18 protein-coding genes are annotated in these 15,642 nt (G+C 72.3%); 9 read left to right on the plus strand and 9 right to left on the minus strand.

Going from position 1 to position 15,642, the window contains the following annotated elements; all coding sequences use genetic code 11:
• Window positions 1–58: 58 nt before the first annotated feature.
• Window positions 59–430: a hypothetical protein gene (locus Apa02nite_RS07025; RefSeq protein ID WP_203824327.1), complete on the plus strand. Its 372-nt coding sequence runs from the start codon at window positions 59–61 to the stop codon at window positions 428–430.
• On the opposite strand, the gene malQ is transcribed toward Apa02nite_RS07025, so the two are convergent.
• The gene (gene malQ / locus Apa02nite_RS07030) at window positions 385–2,433 is read right to left on the minus strand and encodes a 4-alpha-glucanotransferase (protein ID WP_203824328.1); all 2,049 of its coding nucleotides are present in this window, start codon (window positions 2,431–2,433) and stop codon (window positions 385–387) included. The genes Apa02nite_RS07025 and malQ overlap by 46 nt on opposite strands.
• A 93-nt stretch (window positions 2,434–2,526) precedes the next feature.
• Between malQ and Apa02nite_RS07035 the strand changes: the two genes are divergently transcribed.
• On the plus strand, window positions 2,527–2,781 hold the full coding sequence (locus tag Apa02nite_RS07035; RefSeq protein ID WP_067697331.1) for a hypothetical protein: 255 nt from the start codon (window positions 2,527–2,529) through the stop codon (window positions 2,779–2,781).
• A 24-nt stretch (window positions 2,782–2,805) separates the two neighbouring features.
• The gene (locus Apa02nite_RS51860) at window positions 2,806–4,056 is read left to right on the plus strand and encodes a chitosanase (RefSeq protein WP_275412438.1); all 1,251 of its coding nucleotides are present in this window, start codon (window positions 2,806–2,808) and stop codon (window positions 4,054–4,056) included.
• 3 nt (window positions 4,057–4,059) lie between these two features.
• Here Apa02nite_RS51860 and Apa02nite_RS07045 read toward each other — a convergent pair whose 3' ends face one another.
• The 6 genes from Apa02nite_RS07045 to aroA all read right to left on the minus strand — a co-directional run bounded on the left by Apa02nite_RS07045 (window position 4,060) and on the right by aroA (window position 10,337).
• Entirely contained in the window at window positions 4,060–5,310 is a 1,251-nt protein-coding gene (locus tag Apa02nite_RS07045) for a glycoside hydrolase family 16 protein (protein ID WP_203824329.1), read from the minus strand.
• Window positions 5,311–5,416: 106 nt separating this feature from the next.
• Window positions 5,417–6,187: a carbohydrate-binding protein gene (locus tag Apa02nite_RS07050; protein ID WP_203824330.1), complete on the minus strand. Its 771-nt coding sequence runs from the start codon at window positions 6,185–6,187 to the stop codon at window positions 5,417–5,419.
• Between the two features lie 83 nt (window positions 6,188–6,270).
• Window positions 6,271–6,828 (minus strand): DUF5709 domain-containing protein, encoded by a 558-nt coding sequence (locus Apa02nite_RS07055; protein ID WP_067697327.1) that lies wholly within the window; start codon window positions 6,826–6,828, stop codon window positions 6,271–6,273.
• Between the two features lie 29 nt (window positions 6,829–6,857).
• The gene (locus Apa02nite_RS07060; protein ID WP_203824331.1) at window positions 6,858–7,586 is read right to left on the minus strand and encodes an ATP-binding protein; all 729 of its coding nucleotides are present in this window, start codon (window positions 7,584–7,586) and stop codon (window positions 6,858–6,860) included.
• A 382-nt stretch (window positions 7,587–7,968) separates the two neighbouring features.
• Window positions 7,969–9,042 carry a ribosome small subunit-dependent GTPase A gene (rsgA, locus tag Apa02nite_RS07065; protein ID WP_157441641.1) on the minus strand — a complete coding sequence of 358 codons (1,074 nt, stop codon included), beginning with the start codon at window positions 9,040–9,042 and terminating at the stop codon, window positions 7,969–7,971.
• Window positions 9,043–9,044: 2 nt separating this feature from the next.
• Window positions 9,045–10,337 carry a 3-phosphoshikimate 1-carboxyvinyltransferase gene (gene aroA, locus Apa02nite_RS07070; protein ID WP_203824432.1) on the minus strand — a complete coding sequence of 431 codons (1,293 nt, stop codon included), beginning with the start codon at window positions 10,335–10,337 and terminating at the stop codon, window positions 9,045–9,047.
• Between the two features lie 183 nt (window positions 10,338–10,520).
• On the opposite strand from aroA, the gene Apa02nite_RS07075 reads away from it, so the two are divergent.
• The 5 genes from Apa02nite_RS07075 to rsrA all read left to right on the plus strand — a co-directional run bounded on the left by Apa02nite_RS07075 (window position 10,521) and on the right by rsrA (window position 13,586).
• The gene (locus tag Apa02nite_RS07075; RefSeq protein WP_203824332.1) at window positions 10,521–11,198 is read left to right on the plus strand and encodes an SOS response-associated peptidase; all 678 of its coding nucleotides are present in this window, start codon (window positions 10,521–10,523) and stop codon (window positions 11,196–11,198) included.
• Window positions 11,199–11,390: 192 nt separating this feature from the next.
• A complete protein-coding gene (locus Apa02nite_RS07080; RefSeq protein ID WP_067697288.1) occupies window positions 11,391–11,789 on the plus strand; it encodes a WhiB family transcriptional regulator in 399 nt (132 codons plus the stop codon).
• Window positions 11,790–11,835: 46 nt separating this feature from the next.
• Window positions 11,836–12,450, plus strand: coding sequence for an alpha/beta hydrolase family protein (locus Apa02nite_RS07085; RefSeq protein ID WP_203824333.1), 615 nt, complete (start codon window positions 11,836–11,838; stop codon window positions 12,448–12,450).
• A 54-nt stretch (window positions 12,451–12,504) separates the two neighbouring features.
• Window positions 12,505–13,305, plus strand: a complete 801-nt coding sequence (locus Apa02nite_RS07090; RefSeq protein WP_373872854.1) for a sigma-70 family RNA polymerase sigma factor — start codon at window positions 12,505–12,507, stop codon at window positions 13,303–13,305.
• Between the two features lie 5 nt (window positions 13,306–13,310).
• Window positions 13,311–13,586, plus strand: coding sequence for a mycothiol system anti-sigma-R factor (gene rsrA / locus Apa02nite_RS07095; RefSeq protein WP_067697284.1), 276 nt, complete (start codon window positions 13,311–13,313; stop codon window positions 13,584–13,586).
• Window positions 13,587–13,639: 53 nt separating this feature from the next.
• On the opposite strand, the gene Apa02nite_RS52315 is transcribed toward rsrA, so the two are convergent.
• The gene (locus tag Apa02nite_RS52315; protein WP_369700219.1) at window positions 13,640–13,714 is read right to left on the minus strand and encodes a 50S ribosomal protein bL37; all 75 of its coding nucleotides are present in this window, start codon (window positions 13,712–13,714) and stop codon (window positions 13,640–13,642) included.
• Between the two features lie 133 nt (window positions 13,715–13,847).
• Here Apa02nite_RS52315 and Apa02nite_RS07100 point away from each other — a divergent pair, with 133 nt between their 5' ends.
• Complete coding sequence (locus tag Apa02nite_RS07100; RefSeq protein WP_067697281.1) at window positions 13,848–14,063, plus strand: biotin/lipoyl-binding carrier protein; 216 nt, start codon at window positions 13,848–13,850, stop codon at window positions 14,061–14,063.
• Window positions 14,064–14,078: 15 nt separating this feature from the next.
• Here the strand turns inward: Apa02nite_RS07100 and Apa02nite_RS07105 are convergent, their stop codons facing one another.
• Window positions 14,079–15,554, minus strand: coding sequence for a tetratricopeptide repeat protein (locus tag Apa02nite_RS07105; protein WP_203824433.1), 1,476 nt, complete (start codon window positions 15,552–15,554; stop codon window positions 14,079–14,081).
• Window positions 15,555–15,642 lie beyond the last annotated feature (88 nt).

Consider the following 15,642-nt stretch of genomic DNA (forward strand, 5'->3'; position numbering starts at 1 on the left):
AAACGGATATAGCCGTTGTTTCACACTGTCACCGATATTCCGACGTACGGAGGTGACGGTGACCAGCAACCTGTTGGCCGAGCTCATCGGGCAGCGACGCCCGGCCGGCCCACCCCCGGCCGGCGCGATGCCGGCGATCCTGCGAGCCGCCAAGCACCGGGCCGGCCCGCCGCTGCGGATCCGCCGGCATCACTCCGAGGAGGGCGTGCCGTTCTGGCGCTGGGACTGCGAGGGCTGCGGTGAGTACGGCGGCGGCCGGCACCACCCGGACGCCGTCAACCGGGCCATGCGGCACTGCCACGAGCACCCGGCGCACCGCTCCTCACTGCTGCCCCCGGCCAGTTGCCGGCAGCCGGACACGTTCCTGCCGCTGCACCCGATGCTCTACGCCGTCGACGACGACCCGGGCCCCGAACCACTGGCGGTCTGAGCCGACGTCCGCGTCGTGCTCTCGGCCTGCGCCGGCGCCTGCACGGCGGCCGGTGCCGGCGTGGGCGTCGGAACGGCGCTGTCGGCCCGAGCCGGCACCTGCCGGTCGCCGAGGATCTTCGCCACCCGCCGGAAGAGCGGGTCGGCGACGACCTCGGTGAGGTCGGCGCCCAGCGGGATCCGCCAGTTCGGATATTCGTCGAACGTGCCCGGCAGGTTCGGCTGCCGCCGCTCCAGCAGCACGTCGTGCAGGGACGCGGCGACCAGCCGGCACGGGGTGCGGGCCAGGAACTCGTGCATCGCCAGCACTGCCTCCTCGGGCGCCGGATCCGCGCCGACCAGCCCCTCCGACCGCAGCAGCTCGAGCAGCGCGGCCCGATCCGCCCGCCAGGTGGTCCACTCCTGCTCGACGGTGCCGGCCAGCTGGCCCAGCTCGGCCCGGACCTCGACCTGCTCACCGGCCAGGAACCCGGCCGCGGTCGGCAGATCGTGGGTGGAGATGCTGGCCAGCGCGTTGCGCCGGTAGTCGGCCGCGGGCCGGAACTCGCCGGTGTCCCAGTCCCGGGTGAACCAGAGCACCGACGAGCCGAGCATGTTCATCCGCTCCAGCGTCGCGGTCATCTCCGGCAGCACGGTGCCCAGGTCCTCGCCGATCACCACGGCGCCGGCCCGCTGCGCCTCGAGGGCCAGGATGCCCAGCATCGCCTCCGGGTCGTAGTGCACGTAGGTGCCCTCGGCCGCGCCCATGCCCGGCGGCACCCACCACAGCCGCCACAGGCCTGCCACGTGGTCCACCCGCAGGCCACCGGCGTGCCGGAAGATCCGGCGCAACATGTCCCGGTACGCCGCGTAGCCGGTCTCGATCAGCGTGTCCGGCCGCCAGGCGGCCAGCCCCCAGTCCTGCCCGAGCTGGTTGAACGCGTCCGGCGGCGCGCCCGCGCGGACACCGGGCGCCAGCGAGTCCTGCAGCAGCCAGCCGTCCGCGCCGGTCGGGTCGATGCCGACCGCGAGGTCGTGCACGATGCCGACCGGCATCCCGGCGGACGCCGCCCGGGCCGCGTCCAGCTGCTCCTCGACCTGCCGCTGCACCCAGACGTGGAACGCGATCCGGTCGCTGCGGTAGGCCAGCACCGCCGGGGCGTCCGGCCGGCGCAGTTCCTCCGGCCACTTGTGCCAGTTCGGCCCGTGCTCCTCGGCCAGCGCGCAGAACCGGGCGAAGTCCGCCAGCCCGGGGTCGTCGTCGAGGTCGACCGGCCCGGCCAGCGGCCAGAGCAGCTCCAGGGCGGTGAGCTTGGCGGCCCAGGCCGCGTCGTAGTCGATCAGCCCGTCCGCGGCCGGCCCGGGCTTGAGGTCGTCGATCCGCTTCCGGACCGAGGGCTCCGCTTCCCGGTACGCCGTGAGATCAGAAATCCGCAGGTAGAGCGGGTTCGCAAAGCGCCGGCTCGACGGCGAGTACGGCGACGCTGGCACCGGCCGTACCGGAGTGATCGCGTGCAGCGGGTTGAGCAGCACCATCCCGGCGTCACCGGACTGCTCGACGAAGGTCCGCAGGTCGCCCAGGTCGCCCATGCCCCACGAGTCGGCCGAGTGCAGCGTGTAGAGCTGCAGCATCCAGCCCCAGGTCTCCGGCGGCTGGGGCAGCTCGGCCGGGACCACCACGAGTGTCGCGTCGCCCAGCCGGTGCCAGCCCAGCGGCAGGTTCGCCGCCAGCCGGTCCACGGTCCGGGTGGTGCCGTCCTCCAGGGTCAGCTCGACCGGCGCGGGCAGTTCCCGGCTCTGCCCGGCGCGCAGCACGACGGTGCCGGGCAACCGGGCGCCCTGATCGCGGCGGCCCACTTCGGCGAGCGCCGCGGTGACCGCGGCCGGCGTGCCGGCGTCCACCCCGAGCAGGCCGAGGACACCGATCACCGACTCCGGCGCGACCTCGGTGCGGCGCCGCTGAAAGTTCTCGTACCAGGTGGCCACCCCGTGTGCCGCGGCCAGCGCTTCCAGCTGCGCGTCCATGCTGCCCCTCCCGTCGGTGACCGGACCCTTACCCGGGTTGTCCACCGGGTACTCCGGGTGCGGTCGTTGCTTCCATCGGCCAGCATGGTGCACATGGCAGACGTGGTGAAATGGTGGTCCCGGTTGACGGCCGCGCTGACCGGCGCGGTGCTGGCCCTGGTGGTGCCGGTGCACGCCTGGGCGGCGAGCAACGGCACGGCCGACCTGATGATCGAGGCGGCGGTGAAGCGCCGGTCCCGTGGCCGTGGTGGTTTCTTCCTGTTCGGCGGAGCGCTCTGCTGCCTGATCGTGGTCGGCGGGGTGGTGCTGGCGATCGTGTTGATTTCCCGCAATCGCAGGCGTCGCTGACGACTTCCGCCCTAGCTTGGGAGCATGCGGACGGTCAACAGGCGATCGATGGCCCTCGGTGGCGGGATCGCCGCCATCCTCTGTGTGCCACCGGCGATCTCGGTGGCCGCCAACGCGTCCGCTGACGTCGTGCTCAGCCTGGGCCGCCCGGCGGTGGCCTCGTCGACGCTGAGCGTGGCCTGGCCGGCCACGGCGGCCGTGGACCACACGACCGGCACCCGGTGGGCCAGCGGCGCGGCCGTCGGCACCCAGTGGCTGCGGATCGACCTGGGCGCGGCACAGGTCGTCAACCGGGTCCGCCTGCACTGGGCCGGCGCGTACGCCAAGGGCTACCGGGTGCAGCTCTCCGACGACGGGGCGACCTGGGCCGACGCGTATCGTACCGCCACCGGCAACGGCGGGGTGGACGACCTGCGCGCGCTCAAGGGGCACGGGCGCTACCTGCGGGTGCTGGCCACTCAGCGGGCCCAGCCGAGCGGGTACTCGCTCGGGGACGTGCGGGCGTACGGTCCGGGTCCGGCGAGCAAGGTGCCGGAGTCGGGCACGGCGCCCAGCGCGGCGACTCCCGCGGCGGCGGCCCCGCTGACCGCGAGCGTCAAACGGGAGACCGCGTTCCAGCTGGTCTCCAGCGCGGAGAACTCGACGTTGAACTGGCGTGGCGAGTTCGACTACATCGAGGACCTGGGCGACGGCCGGGGCTACACGGCCGGGATCGTCGGGTTCTGTTCCGGCACCGGCGACATGCTCGACCTGGTCACCGACTACACCCGCCGGAAGCCGGCGAACGCGCTGGCCCGATACCTGACTGCTCTGCGTACCGTCGATGGCAGTGACTCACACCGCGGCCTCGACCCGGGATTCTTGGCGGCCTGGCGGGCGGCCGCGGCCGACCCGGTCTTCCAGAAGGCCCAGCAGGACGCGCGGGACCGGATGTACTTCACGCCGGCGGTCCGGCTGGCAACCGCGGACGGGCTGCGCGCGCTGGGTCAGTTCGCCTACTACGACGCGGCGGTGATGCACGGCGTCAACGGGCTGCGGGCGATCCGCTCGCGGGCGGTGCAGGCCCGGAAGACGCCGTCGCAGGGCGGTGACGAGATCGCCTACCTGGGCGCGTTCCTGGACGCCCGGGACACCGAGATGCGCCGGGAGGCCGCGCACAGCGACACCACCAGGGTCGACACCGCGCAGCGGGTGTTCCTGCGCGGCAGCAATCTCGACCTGGTGGCGCCGCTGACCTGGCACGTCTACGGCGACAGGTACAGCATCAAACGCTGACCTCTACGCCTTGGTCCACTTCTGGTTGGCGGTGCCGGCGCAGTCCCAGAGCTGGAGCTGGGCGTTGTTCGCGGCGTTGTTGTCCTTGATGTCGACGCACTTGTTCGCCGACACGTTCACCAGGTCACCGGCGCCCGAGAGGGTGAACCGCTGGACCGGGTTGCCGTTGCAGGTGACCAGCTGGATCGGCGTGCCGTTGGTGAGCGCGCCACCGGCCGGGTCCATGCACTTGCCCATCGCGCGCAGCGTGCCGTCGCTGTTGAACGTCCACTTCTGCGGGTCGAGGCCGTTGCAGTCCCACATCTGCAGCCGGGTGCCGTCGCTGTTGTTGCCGCCCGGGATGTCGATGCACCGGCCGTTGAGGTTGCTCTTCAGCGCGTTCCCGGTGGTGGCCGGCGGCGGGGTGGTGGTGCTGGTCGAGCCGTTGACGTGCACGTAGTCGATCAGCATCTTGCTCTCGGCCGGCAGACCGGCCGGGTTGCCCTGGCCGAAGTTACCGCCGATGGCCAGGTTCAGGATGATGAAGAACGAGTGGTCGAAGACCCAGTTCACGTTGCCCTTGGCGGCGCGCAGCGAGTCCGGGGTGGCCCGGAAGTACTCCTGGCCGTCCACGGTCCAGACGATCAGGTTCGGCGACCAGTCCACCGCGTAGTTGTGGAACGCGTTGTACCACGGCGAGCCGGCGACGAGGGTGCCGCCGAACGAGCTGCCACCGGAGTAGCCCGGTCCGTGCAGCGTGCCGAACAGCCGGTTGGGGTCCCGGCCGACGATCTCCATGATGTCGATCTCGCCGTCGGTCGGCCAGTTGCCGCCGCCGAGCATCCAGAACGCGGGCCAGAGACCGGAGCCGTTGGGCACCTGGATCCGGGCCTCGACGTGGCCGTACTGCTGGGTGAACTTGCCGGCGGTCTGGATCCGGCCGGAGGTGAACTGGCAGGTGCCGTTCCAGCAGTCGTTGTGCCCGCCGCTGCCCTTGCGGGCCGTGATGACCAGGTGGCCCTGGCCGTCCATGGCGACGTTGCTGGTGCCGCTGTTGTAGTACTGCAGCTCCTGGTTGCCGAAGCCGCCGCCGCCGGTGTCGAAGTTCCACCGGGAGGTGTCGACGCCGGTGCCGGCCGCGCCGTTGAAGTCCTCGTTCCAGGTGACCGCGGCGACCGCGGCGTCCGCGTTGTCGTTGCGCGACGCCAGGAACATCGAGGACGCCAGGGTCGTCGCGACGACGGCCGCGCTGAGCAGTATTCGTAACTTACGCATGGGGGAACCTCCGGGGGAGAGGGTGCCGAACTCCAAACAGTCTTAAGAGATTGACTGTCGCGGGTCAATGGAGACGGGTTCCGGAACCCCCGGATAACAGGATTTCTCAGATCTTCGGTACGAATTCCTGGTCGACCTTGCTGAACAGGGCCGGCACCTTGCCGGGCTGCCAGCCGGGCAGCGCCGTGTGCCGGGCCTTCACCAGGTAGTTCGCTCCGCGGTACGACACCCGGTCACCCACCTGGTACGTGGTGTGCACCTTCCACGCCGGCGCCGGTTTCACGGTGACCTGTGTCGTCACGCCGACCGCGTCGACCAGGATCCCGCTCGAGTTCCGGCCGCCCCCGCCCAGGTTGAGCACCAGGCGGAACGGCTGGCCGGCGGTCGTCGGGGTCAGCCGGAGCACCTGCCGGCCGTCGATCGACCAGACGAACGACGTCCGGGTCCAGTCGATCGCGTACGTGTGGAAGTCGTAGTCGTCCGCGCTGTCGTCGCCGAGCGTCTCGACCTGCCCGGACAGGTACTGCCCCTGCTCGCCGAGCACCCCGAGCAGCCCCCAGGAGCCGTCCCGGCCGGCCCGGATCCGTGCCGACGCGCGCCCGTTCGCCTGGTTGAAGGTCGCCGCCGTGAAGATCGACGAGCCCAGCACCAGGTTCCCGCTGCCGTCCAGCCACCCGCCGCCGGTGTCACCGGTCCACTTCACGGTGTCCACGCCCTGCCCTTGCACCCCGGTGAAGAAGTCGCTGAACAGCGTTTTCGCGACGGTTTCGGCGTGCGCGGCGCCGGAGACGGCGAGCGCCGAGACGACGACCGCGGCCGCCATCAGCGACCGCAGCCCTCGCCGGACGACACCGGCACGCTCGTGTGCCTGACCCATCGCTCACCCCTACCTCGATCCCGCGCTCAGACTCTGCACAGGCGAAGCGGATACGGCAAGCTCGTGGCCGGCTTTTTAATGGATCAGTTGTAGTCCGGCGCCCGGGTCTCGTGGATCGCCAGCTCCTCGGCGCTCGCGCCGCCGCCGGCCGCGCCCGCGTCCCACGCCACGCTGTCCGCCTCGTCGTCCGAGCCGGAACCGCCGTCCGGGGCGACCAGCCGGCCGACCCGGCCCGGGTTCTCCTCGTCGAGCTGACCGTCGTCGTAGAGCGAGATGGCCGAGTTCGGGTCGGACGTCGGGCTCTCGCCCCACACGTCCCGCTCGAACTGCTCGCGCTCGGAGTCGTCGACGGTCTCGTCGATCGGGTCACGGCGCGGCGGCAGCGGGTCCTCGGCGCCGACGTCCGGCTCCTCCTGGCTGAGCCGCCGGTCGAGGCTCTCGCCCTGGCGGGCCTCCTCCGCGGTGTCACCGAACCGGTTCGAGCCGCCCGGCCCGACACCGGCCAGCGCGGCCGGGTCCGCACCGTCGGCCCAGCGGCCACTGTCCACCTCGTCGTATGCGGTGGAGTCGTCGTCGGCGGTGTCCGGCAGCCCGGAGGCCTCCGGGTCGCTGACCTCGGCGGGGTAGTCGTTGTCTCGCATGTGCGCAATGTACCCGCGTGCGGGGCCGGTCATGCCGTGATCCTTCCCGGGTTCAGATGAGCCCAGACGACCTTGCCGTCGGCCAGCGCCAATCCACCCCAGCGCACCGCCACCGCATCGATCAGAAGCAGACCCCTTCCGCCGTACGCGGTGACCGGCGCCGGTCCGGGCAACCGGGGCAGCACCGGCGAACCGTCCCGCACCGCCACGCTGACCGTGTCGTCGTGCCGGGCCAGCAGCACCCGCATCGGGGTCCGGGCGTGCGCCACCACGTTGTTGACCATCTCGGTGGCCACGATGCACGCGTCCCCGGCGGTCTCCGGCCGGTCCCAGCGCACGCAGGCCTCGGTGATCAGCTCACGTACCCGCCGGGCGGCGCCGACCACCGGGTCCAGCTCCTGGCTCACCCGGAACCCGTCGCCGGGCGCGCCCAGCGCGGCGAAGGCGCCGGCCGGGTCGGGCCACACCGGCCAGCCGGTCGCGTCCCAGGGCGTGCCGTCGGCGGCGCCGCAGAGCGCGAGCCGGGCCCCCGGCCAGCCCCGGGTCTCGTCGAGCACCTCACGCAGCACGGACAGCGTGCCGGCCTGCGCGACCCGGAGCCCGGCGACGTCCAGCACGACCGCTTCGGGCGCTCCGGCCAGCACGTCGAGCAGGGCGGAACGGACCGCCGCCGTGGTGCCGGCGTCGAGCACCCCGGTCAGCCGGACCAGTGGATGAGTCTGGCCGCTGTCCACCAGGTGACGAACCTCGCTCGGCATGATCGCTCCATTGTGCCTAACGCCGACCCGTCGCGCATTTCGGCGAGCGGTGGCCGCGTTCCCGCAGCCGGCGCCCGGTCCCCCCGGAACCGCACGAACCGGAAGTACCCCATTCGTGTCCCCTCATGCCGCGGCAGCCGGCTGGCCCCGAGAGGTGCCTCCGGCCCCCTGAGACACCCCCGGGAGCCAGCCGCGATCTTGAGGGTGCGCCGCGGTCCGGACCCACGCGAGGCCGTGCCCACTCCGGCCCGCAGCGCGCCTGCCGGGTGATCGGCTGGTTCTCAGGGGTGCCTCCGGCACTCTGAGACACCCCTGCGGGCCAGCCGGGATCGTGGGGCGCGCGGCGGTCCGGACTGGGGCGGGTGTGGCGGAGCTGCCGGGGCTAGGCGGTCAGGCCGGTGTCGGGGGGTTGGTCCTGCCAGTCGAGTTCGCCGGCACGGGAGGCCAGCAGGCGGCGGTAGGAGTCCAGGCGGCGGCGGTCGGCGTGGCCGGCGTTCACCCAGGCGTCCAGGTGGCAGTCGGCGTCGGCCGCGGTGTGACCGCAGTTCGGCTGGTCGTCCAGGGTGCCCTCGACCAGGTCGGGGAAGCCGTGCAGCAGGCTCTCGGCGCTGACGTGGGCCAGGCCGAAGCTCCGGATGCCCGGGGTGTCGACGATCCAGCCCGGGTCCTTGCGGGACTTGCCGACGACGGGCAGCCGCAGGGCCACCGCGCTCGTCGACGTGTGCCGGCCCTTGCCGATCGCGCTGACCACGCCGACCGCGCGCAACGCGTCCGGCACCAGGCGGTTGACCAGCGTCGACTTGCCCACCCCGGAGTGGCCGACCATGACCGAGATCCGGCCGGCCAGCGTGTCGCGCACCTCGGCCAGGTCGCTGCCCGGGCGGACCAGCACGTGCCGCAGGTCGAGCTCGGCGTAGTAGTCGAGCACCTGCTCCGGACCGGCCAGGTCGGCCTTGGTCAGGCAGAGCAACGGCTCGATGCCGGCGTCGTACGCCGCCACCAGGCACCTGTCGATGAACCCGGTGCGCGGCGGCGGGTCGGACAGCGCGCTGACGATGACCAGCTGGTCGGCGTTCGCGACGACCACCCGCTCGAGGCGGCCCTCGGGGGTGGTGTCGTCGTCGTCCGCGGTCCGGCGCAGCACCGAGGTGCGTTCGCTGATCCGGACGATGCGGGCCAGCGCGCCGTCCGCCCCGGAGACGTCACCGACCAGCCGCACCCGGTCGCCCACCACCACCGACTTGCGGCCCAGCTCGCGGGCGCGCATCGCGGTGATCAGCTCGGTGCCGGCGTCGTCGTCCTCGCGGACACAGCCGTACCGGCCGCGGTCGACAGTGATCACGAGCCCGTCGATCGCGTCGTCGTGCTTGGGCCGCGTCCGGGTACGCGGGCGGGACGACCGCCCCGGACGGATCCGGACATCGTCCTCGTCGTACTCCCGCTTTCGGCCTGGCAGGGTCAGCTCCTCGCCGCGAGTCCCGCCCAGAGTTCGGGGAACTCGGGCAACGTCTTCGAGGTACAACCTACGTCGGTGACCTGAACACCCTGCACGGCGAGTCCGATAACCGCGGCGGCGTGTGCCATCCGGTGGTCCGCGTACGTCTCGAAGGACGCCCCGCGCAGCGGCCGCGGCTCGATCCGCAGCCCGTCCGGGAACTCGGTGATCCCGGCGCCCAGCGTGGTCAGCTCGGCGGCCAGCGCGGCGATCCGGTCGGTCTCGTGGCCCCGGATGTGCTCGACCCCGCGCAGCTCGGACGGCCCGTCGGCGAGTGCCGCGAGCGCCGCGAGGACCGGGGTCATCTCGCTCACCTCGGAGAGGTCGGCGGTGATCCCGCGCAGCGTGCCGGTGCCGCGCACGGTCAGCCCGTCGCCCGTCCGGGTGACCTCGGCGCCCAGCTCGGTGAGCAGCGCGGAGAGCTGCTCGACCGGCTGCCAGCTCGCCTCGGGCCAGCCGGCCAGGGTGACCGCGCCGCCGGTGACCATCGCGGCGGCGAAGAACGGCAGCGCGCCGGAGAGGTCCGGTTCGATGGTCCAGGTGCGGCCGCGCAGCGGGCCGGGTTCGACCACCCAGGTGTCCGGGACGCTCTCGTCGACGACGGCGCCGGCCGCCCGCAGCATGTGCGTGGTCATCCGCAGGTGCGGCGCGGACGGCACCGGCGGGCCCTGGTGCCGCAGGGTCAGGCCCTTGGTGAACCGGGCCGCGGAGAGCAGCAGGCCGGAGACGAACTGGCTGGAGCCGGACGCGTCGACCACCGCCTCGCCGCCCTCGATCAGGCCGGCGCCGTGCACGGTCAGCGGCAGCCCGTCGGACGCGGAGGCCTCGATGGTGACGCCGAGCGAGCGCAGCGTCTCGATGATCGGGCGCAGCGGCCGGTTGCGCGCGTGCGGGTCGCCGTCGAACTCGACCGGCCCGTCGACCAGGCCGGCCAGCGGCGGCAGGAACCGCATGATGGTGCCGGCCAGGCCGACGTCGACGGTGGCCGGTCCGCGCAGCGGGCCCGGCTCGACCCGCCAGCGGTCGTCGTCGGAGGTGTCCACGGCGACGCCGATGGCGCGCAGGGCGGCGGCCATCAGGGTGGTGTCCCGGGCCCGCAACGGCGCCTCGATCACCGAGGGGCCGTCGGCCAGCGCGGCGAGCACCAGCGCGCGGGCGGTCATCGATTTCGAGCCGGGCAGGCGCACGGTCGCCGTGACCGGGCCGGCGGCGGACGGGGCGAGCCAGGGGCGGAGTTCAGCGGGCATGGTCGCCATTCTGCCGGTGGCCGCCGCCATTCCGGCCGCGCGTTCCCGGCTCCCGGGACGGTGCGTCGCTGCGAATTCCACCGTACGAGCCGTTCCGGCCGACTGATTCCCGTTCTGTGCTCGTTCCGACGTGGCCTTTTCCTCGGCGTTCCGCGCCCCCTGCCACCGTTTCCGTTGGCGTACGCTGCACCCATGTGCGGGCGGTACGCGACCACGCGGAGCAACGCGGATCTCAGCCAGTTCTTCGAAGCGGCCGACGTCGCCGGGGACTTGTCGCCGAGCTGGAACGTCGCGCCCACCGATCCGGTCCCGCTGATCCGCGAGTCGCGCACGCACGCCGCCCGGGTGCTCGACACGGCACGCTGGGGGCTGGTCCCGCCGTGGGCCGCCGACCTGCGCCAGGGCGCCCGGATGATCAATGCGCGGGCCGAGACGGTGGCCGGCCTGAAGACGTTCGCGCCGTCCTTCGCCCGTCGTCGCTGCCTGATCCCGGCGGACGGCTGGTTCGAGTGGGTCCGCAACGGCAAACAGAAGCAGCCGTACTACATGACCTCGGCCGATGGCTCCCCGCTGGCGTTCGCCGGGATCTGGTCGGCCTGGGGGCCGGAGTCCCTGCTCACCTGCAGTGTGATCACCACGGCGGCGCTCGGTGACCTGACCCGGGTGCACGACCGGATGCCGCTGATCCTGTCGGCCGACCGCTGGGCCGGCTGGCTGGCCGGCGGTGGTGATCCGGAGTCGCTGCTGCGCCCGCCGGCCGAGGCGGTGTTGGCCGCGATCGAGGTGCGCCCGGTCGGTCAGGCGGTGGGTTATGTCCGCAACAACGGTCCGGAGTTGCTGGCACCGGTGGCCGAGGTAACGCTTTTCTGAACAGCAGGAGATCAACGAAGTTCTTTGTCGGTTTATGCACTGATTCCAAACTGAGAACTTTGTTTCAACATAGATCACCCCCTTGTTCTGATCTTGTACGGTGCGGTACAAACCAGCGCCGGAGTGGTGCCGCTCCGCAAGGTGCGGGAACGGCGGCCACAGCATTACCGGTCCCACGGGGGAGGTGGGCTGATGACACGAGCACGCATGCCGCGTCCGCACGAGGTGGCTATCGCGCGGCGCGACCCGCGGTTGCTCGACGCAATTGCGCAACGCCGGACAGATGAGGCCTGGCGGACCCGAGGGTCCTGTCGCACCGTCGATCCGGAGACGTTCTTTCCAGCTCCGAACGAACCGTCCGGCGGGGCCATCGCGCTCTGCGGGACCTGTCCGGTGCAGGGCCCATGCCTGGCCTGGGCGCTGCAGGTGGGCGACTGCCACGGAGTCTGGGGTGGCACCACGCCACGGGAACGACGCGCCATGTTGGTGGCCTGGCGCGAGCGCGTCCAGCCCGACGGCGAGCCGGTCGAGGACGAACCGGCCGACGAGGAGGACCGGAGATTCCTGACGCTGATCCCGGTGAGCCGCTGAGCTCGAACGGGTCGCGCCGAGGAGAACGCTGATAGAAACGGAGCTTGTGTCAAGCTCCGAGAAGACCGTCGAGACCCCGCGCGGGCCGGCCCGTGTCCGGGTCACCGAACCGGCCGGCCCCGCACACAGTCAGCTGTTCCTCGGCCACGGTGCCGGGGGTGGGGTCGACGCGCCGGATCTGACCGCCGTGCACGACGCCGCGGTGGCCGCCGGGGTGCGGGTGCTCCTGGTGACCCAGCCGTACCGGGTGGCCGGTCGGCGGGCGCCGGCTCCGGCCGGGCACCTGGACGAGGCGTGGACCGCCGTCGTGCGGGCGATGGTCGTACCCCATCTGCCGTTGATCGTGGGCGGGCGGTCCAGCGGCGCGCGTGTCGCGTCGCGGACCGCGACCCTGCTGGACGCCGCGGGGGTGCTGGCCCTGGCCTTCCCGCTGCACCCGCCGGGCAAGCCGGAGAAGAGCCGGGCCGGTGAGCTGGACGCCGCGGTGCCGACGTGTGTGGTGAACGGGGACCGAGATCCGTTCGGGGTGCCCGAGGCCGGCGGCGCGGTCGAGGTGATCACGCGGCCGGGCGCGGTGCACGACCTGCGCAAGGATCTGCCCGGCACGGTCCGGCTGGTGATCGAGTGGCTTACGCGACACCGCTGGGCGGCGGAATTCTGACCCCGGTACCGGCGTTACAGACCGCGGAGACTTTCGTGGGAAGGGGATCGTCAAGTGCGTGCCGGTACCGAGCGCGTGAAGACCGAGCACCGGGGGACGACCACCCGGGTGCGGGACCTGTTGGACTCCCCGGAGTGGCCCGCGGTCGAATCGCCGCCCGTCGCCTCACTGGTGAGCGTGAGCACACCGGTTTTCGAAGGCGTGAGTGGGGCACTACCCGTATCCTCGGCGGGGCGGTCGAGGGGAGAGTCCAGGGTGGCCCAGAAAGAACGGACCGACGAGCGTCGGGAACGCTTCGAGCGTGACGCGCTGCCGTTCGTCGATCAGTTGTACGCCGCCGGCCTGCGGATGACACGTAACCCGGCCGACGCTGAGGACCTGGTGCAGGAGACGTTCCTCAAGGCGTTCTCCGCGTTCCACCAGTTCGAGCAGGGCACGAACCTGAAGGCCTGGCTGTACCGGATCCTGACGAACACCTACATCAACTCGTACCGGAAGAAGCAGCGCCAGCCGCTGCAGTCACCGACCGAGGAGATCACCGACTGGCAGCTCGCCTCCAGTGAGTCGCACACCTCGTCGGGCCTGCGCTCGGCCGAGACCGAGGCGCTGGACCGGCTCCCGGACAGTGACATCAAGGAAGCGCTGCAGTCCCTGCCGGAAGACTTCCGGCTCGCCGTCTACCTCGCCGATGTCGAGGGTTTCTCGTACAAGGAGATCGCCGACATCATGGGCACGCCGATCGGCACCGTCATGTCGCGGCTGCACCGCGGCCGTCGCAACCTGCGCAAACTGCTCGAGCAGTACGCCGTCGGCCGGGGTATCACCCGGACCGCCGCCGAGCCGCAGGAGGCGTGACGCGGATGTCGGGCGACGAGATCGACCACGAGACGACGGATTGCACGATCGCGCTCAGCGAGGTGTACCTCTACCTCGACCTGGAGTGCAGCGAGGACCGGCGGCAGCTGATCCAGAAGCACCTGGACGAGTGCTCCGGCTGCATGCGCGAGTTCGGCATCGAGATCGAGGTGAAGGCCCTGGTCGGGCGCTGCTGCGGCGAGGAGCGGGCGCCGGCCGAGCTGCGCGAGCGGCTGCGGCACAAGCTCGGTCAGCTGGAGACCCGCGAGCACCAGGCATAACCGCGTACGAAGAGGGCCGGCAGATGTGACATCTGCCGGCCCTCTTCGCGTCTTCAGCTGTTGGGACGCTTACCGTGGTTCGCGCCGCTCTTCTTACGGGCCTTCTTCTTGCGAGCCTTCTTGGCCATAAGGGCCTCCTTCCTCACGCTTGCTCAGTCGCCGATCGTAGTCGGAACATCTCCGCGCCCGGGACTCACCCGTGGGTGATCCGTGATTTGATGACGTTCCCTACAAGGGTGCGACAAGGGAGGGCGATCCAGCATGGCCGAGGAGATCCGGGCCGAGATGGTGGCCAACGTATGGAAGATCGTGGCCGGCGTCGGTGACACCGTCGCCGAGGGCGACACGCTGGTGATCCTGGAGTCCATGAAGATGGAGATCCCGGTGCTGGCCGAGTCGGACGGGACGCTCGACCAGCTGGCCGTCCACGAGGGCGACGTCGTCCAGGAGGGCGACCTGATCGCCGTCATCGGCTGACGTCCTCACCCGCTTCTACTTGCGGAGCCAGCGCAGCAGGTAGGACCGGCGGCGCTGGCGCGGGACCGCCGGCACCCGGATCGTGGCCGCGGCCAGCTCCCGGGTGGACCGGTCCAGCTCCGGGGTGACCAGGGCCAGCTCGGCGACCGCCCGGGCGTGCGGCCCGCCGGCCACCTCGGTGAACCGCCCGGCCACCACGGCCGCCACGTCCGCGCGCGCGGCCGGATCCACCCAGGCGTACGTGACGAGTGCGAACAGGGCCGCCTGGGTGACCCGGTCGACGCCGCCGTCGAGCAGGCCGAGCAGCAGCCGCCGGCGGGCGGAGTCCAGCCACGGCTCGTCGGTGCCGTGGTGCAGCAGGCCCAGACAGGCCCAGATCTCCGCGGCGCCGGGCTGTTTCGCCCGGGTGACCGACGGGTGGCCGAGCAGGGCGAGCAACTCCCACGGCTCGACCAGGACCAGGCCGAGCGCCCGGTCGTAGGCGGCCGGCGGGTGCGGCCAGCCGGCTGAGGCGACCCGCAGCAGCCGGGCCACCGCGTCGTCGGACGGCTCCGCCTCGACCGTCGACCGGCCGGGCCGCAGCCGGGTCAGGCCGACCGGCACACCGCCGAGCCACGCCGCGTTCCGGCAGCACTCGTCGAGGTCGGTGTGCTCGTGGGTGTCGTCCGGGTGGTCGCGGATGTAGTCGGCCAGCCCGATCAGGTGCGCCACGTCGCCGTCGGCGCGGTACCGCAGCCGGTGTGCGGTGTGCACCACGCAGTCGAACTTCGGGTCGCGTTCCAGCGCCCGGGCGGTCCAGTCCAGCGCCTCGTCGAGCCGGCCCAGGTCGGCGAGGGTGGCCGCGACGTCGGCGTACACCGAGAGGTCGTCCGGGTCGTAGAGGACCGCGCGGCGCAGGGCCGCGAGCGCCTCCGGGATGCGGCCGGCGCTGCGGTACGCGTAACCGAGCCAGATCTCGCCGAGCTTCGACGGCCGGGAGCGGGCGCCGCGCTTGGCCCAGTCGACGGCCAGCCCGGCCTCGCCGAGCCGGCGGGCCAGCGCCGAGCCGGCACCGAGCAGCATGGCGTGCTCGCCGTGCGCGTCGACGGCGTGCCGGACCACCGTCAGGTAGGGCCGCAGCGGGATCGCGGTGGCCTCCGGCGCCGGGTCGCCGACCGCGGTGCACAGGCGCATCACGGTGCGGGCCAGTGAATCCGGGTCGATCCGGCCGCCGAGCACCGGGTCGCTGACCCAGGGGACACCGGCCCAGTCCACGCCGGGGGTGTGCCCGCTGGCCGCGGCGAGCAGGGCCAGCGCGTCCTCCTGACGTCCGGCGGCGGCGAGCAGGTGGGCGTGCGCCGCCACCCGGCCGGCCGGCGCGTGCGCGTCCAGCGGGAACAGGTCGAGGCCGCCGTGCGAACCGGCGGCCAATCGACTGAGCAGCTCGTGGATCTCCGGGAGGGTGGGTGCGTGGGCGAGTGCTCCGGCCAGGTGGCGGGCGGCCTGACTCATCTCCCCGCGGTCGAGGGCGGCGCGGGCGAGGGTGAGGTCGTGGTGGACCTGGGGGTGGGCATCCACGAGTGAAGACAGTACGGGCACC

The organism is Actinoplanes palleronii (genome assembly GCF_016862315.1).
Classification (GTDB): Bacteria; Actinomycetota; Actinomycetes; order Mycobacteriales; family Micromonosporaceae; genus Actinoplanes; species Actinoplanes palleronii.

Bases quoted from the DNA above. Each gene is read 5' to 3' on its own strand.
- Apa02nite_RS07035 (WP_067697331.1), top strand. From the start codon at position 2,527: ATGGCAGACGTGGTGAAATGGTGGTCCCGGTTGACGGCCGCGCTGACC.
- malQ (WP_203824328.1), bottom strand. From the start codon at position 2,433: ATGGACGCGCAGCTGGAAGCGCTGGCCGCGGCACACGGGGTGGCCACC.
- Apa02nite_RS07100 (WP_067697281.1), top strand. From the start codon at position 13,848: ATGGCCGAGGAGATCCGGGCCGAGATGGTGGCCAACGTATGGAAGATC.
- Apa02nite_RS07060 (WP_203824331.1), bottom strand. From the start codon at position 7,586: ATGCCGAGCGAGGTTCGTCACCTGGTGGACAGCGGCCAGACTCATCCA.
- Apa02nite_RS07080 (WP_067697288.1), top strand. From the start codon at position 11,391: ATGACACGAGCACGCATGCCGCGTCCGCACGAGGTGGCTATCGCGCGG.
- rsrA (WP_067697284.1), top strand. From the start codon at position 13,311: ATGTCGGGCGACGAGATCGACCACGAGACGACGGATTGCACGATCGCG.
- Apa02nite_RS07075 (WP_203824332.1), top strand. From the start codon at position 10,521: ATGTGCGGGCGGTACGCGACCACGCGGAGCAACGCGGATCTCAGCCAG.
- Apa02nite_RS07055 (WP_067697327.1), bottom strand. From the start codon at position 6,828: ATGCGAGACAACGACTACCCCGCCGAGGTCAGCGACCCGGAGGCCTCC.
- Apa02nite_RS07050 (WP_203824330.1), bottom strand. From the start codon at position 6,187: ATGGGTCAGGCACACGAGCGTGCCGGTGTCGTCCGGCGAGGGCTGCGG.
- Apa02nite_RS07045 (WP_203824329.1), bottom strand. From the start codon at position 5,310: ATGCGTAAGTTACGAATACTGCTCAGCGCGGCCGTCGTCGCGACGACC.
- aroA (WP_203824432.1), bottom strand. From the start codon at position 10,337: ATGGCGACCATGCCCGCTGAACTCCGCCCCTGGCTCGCCCCGTCCGCC.
- Apa02nite_RS51860 (WP_275412438.1), top strand. From the start codon at position 2,806: ATGCGGACGGTCAACAGGCGATCGATGGCCCTCGGTGGCGGGATCGCC.
- Apa02nite_RS07105 (WP_203824433.1), bottom strand. From the start codon at position 15,554: ATGAGTCAGGCCGCCCGCCACCTGGCCGGAGCACTCGCCCACGCACCC.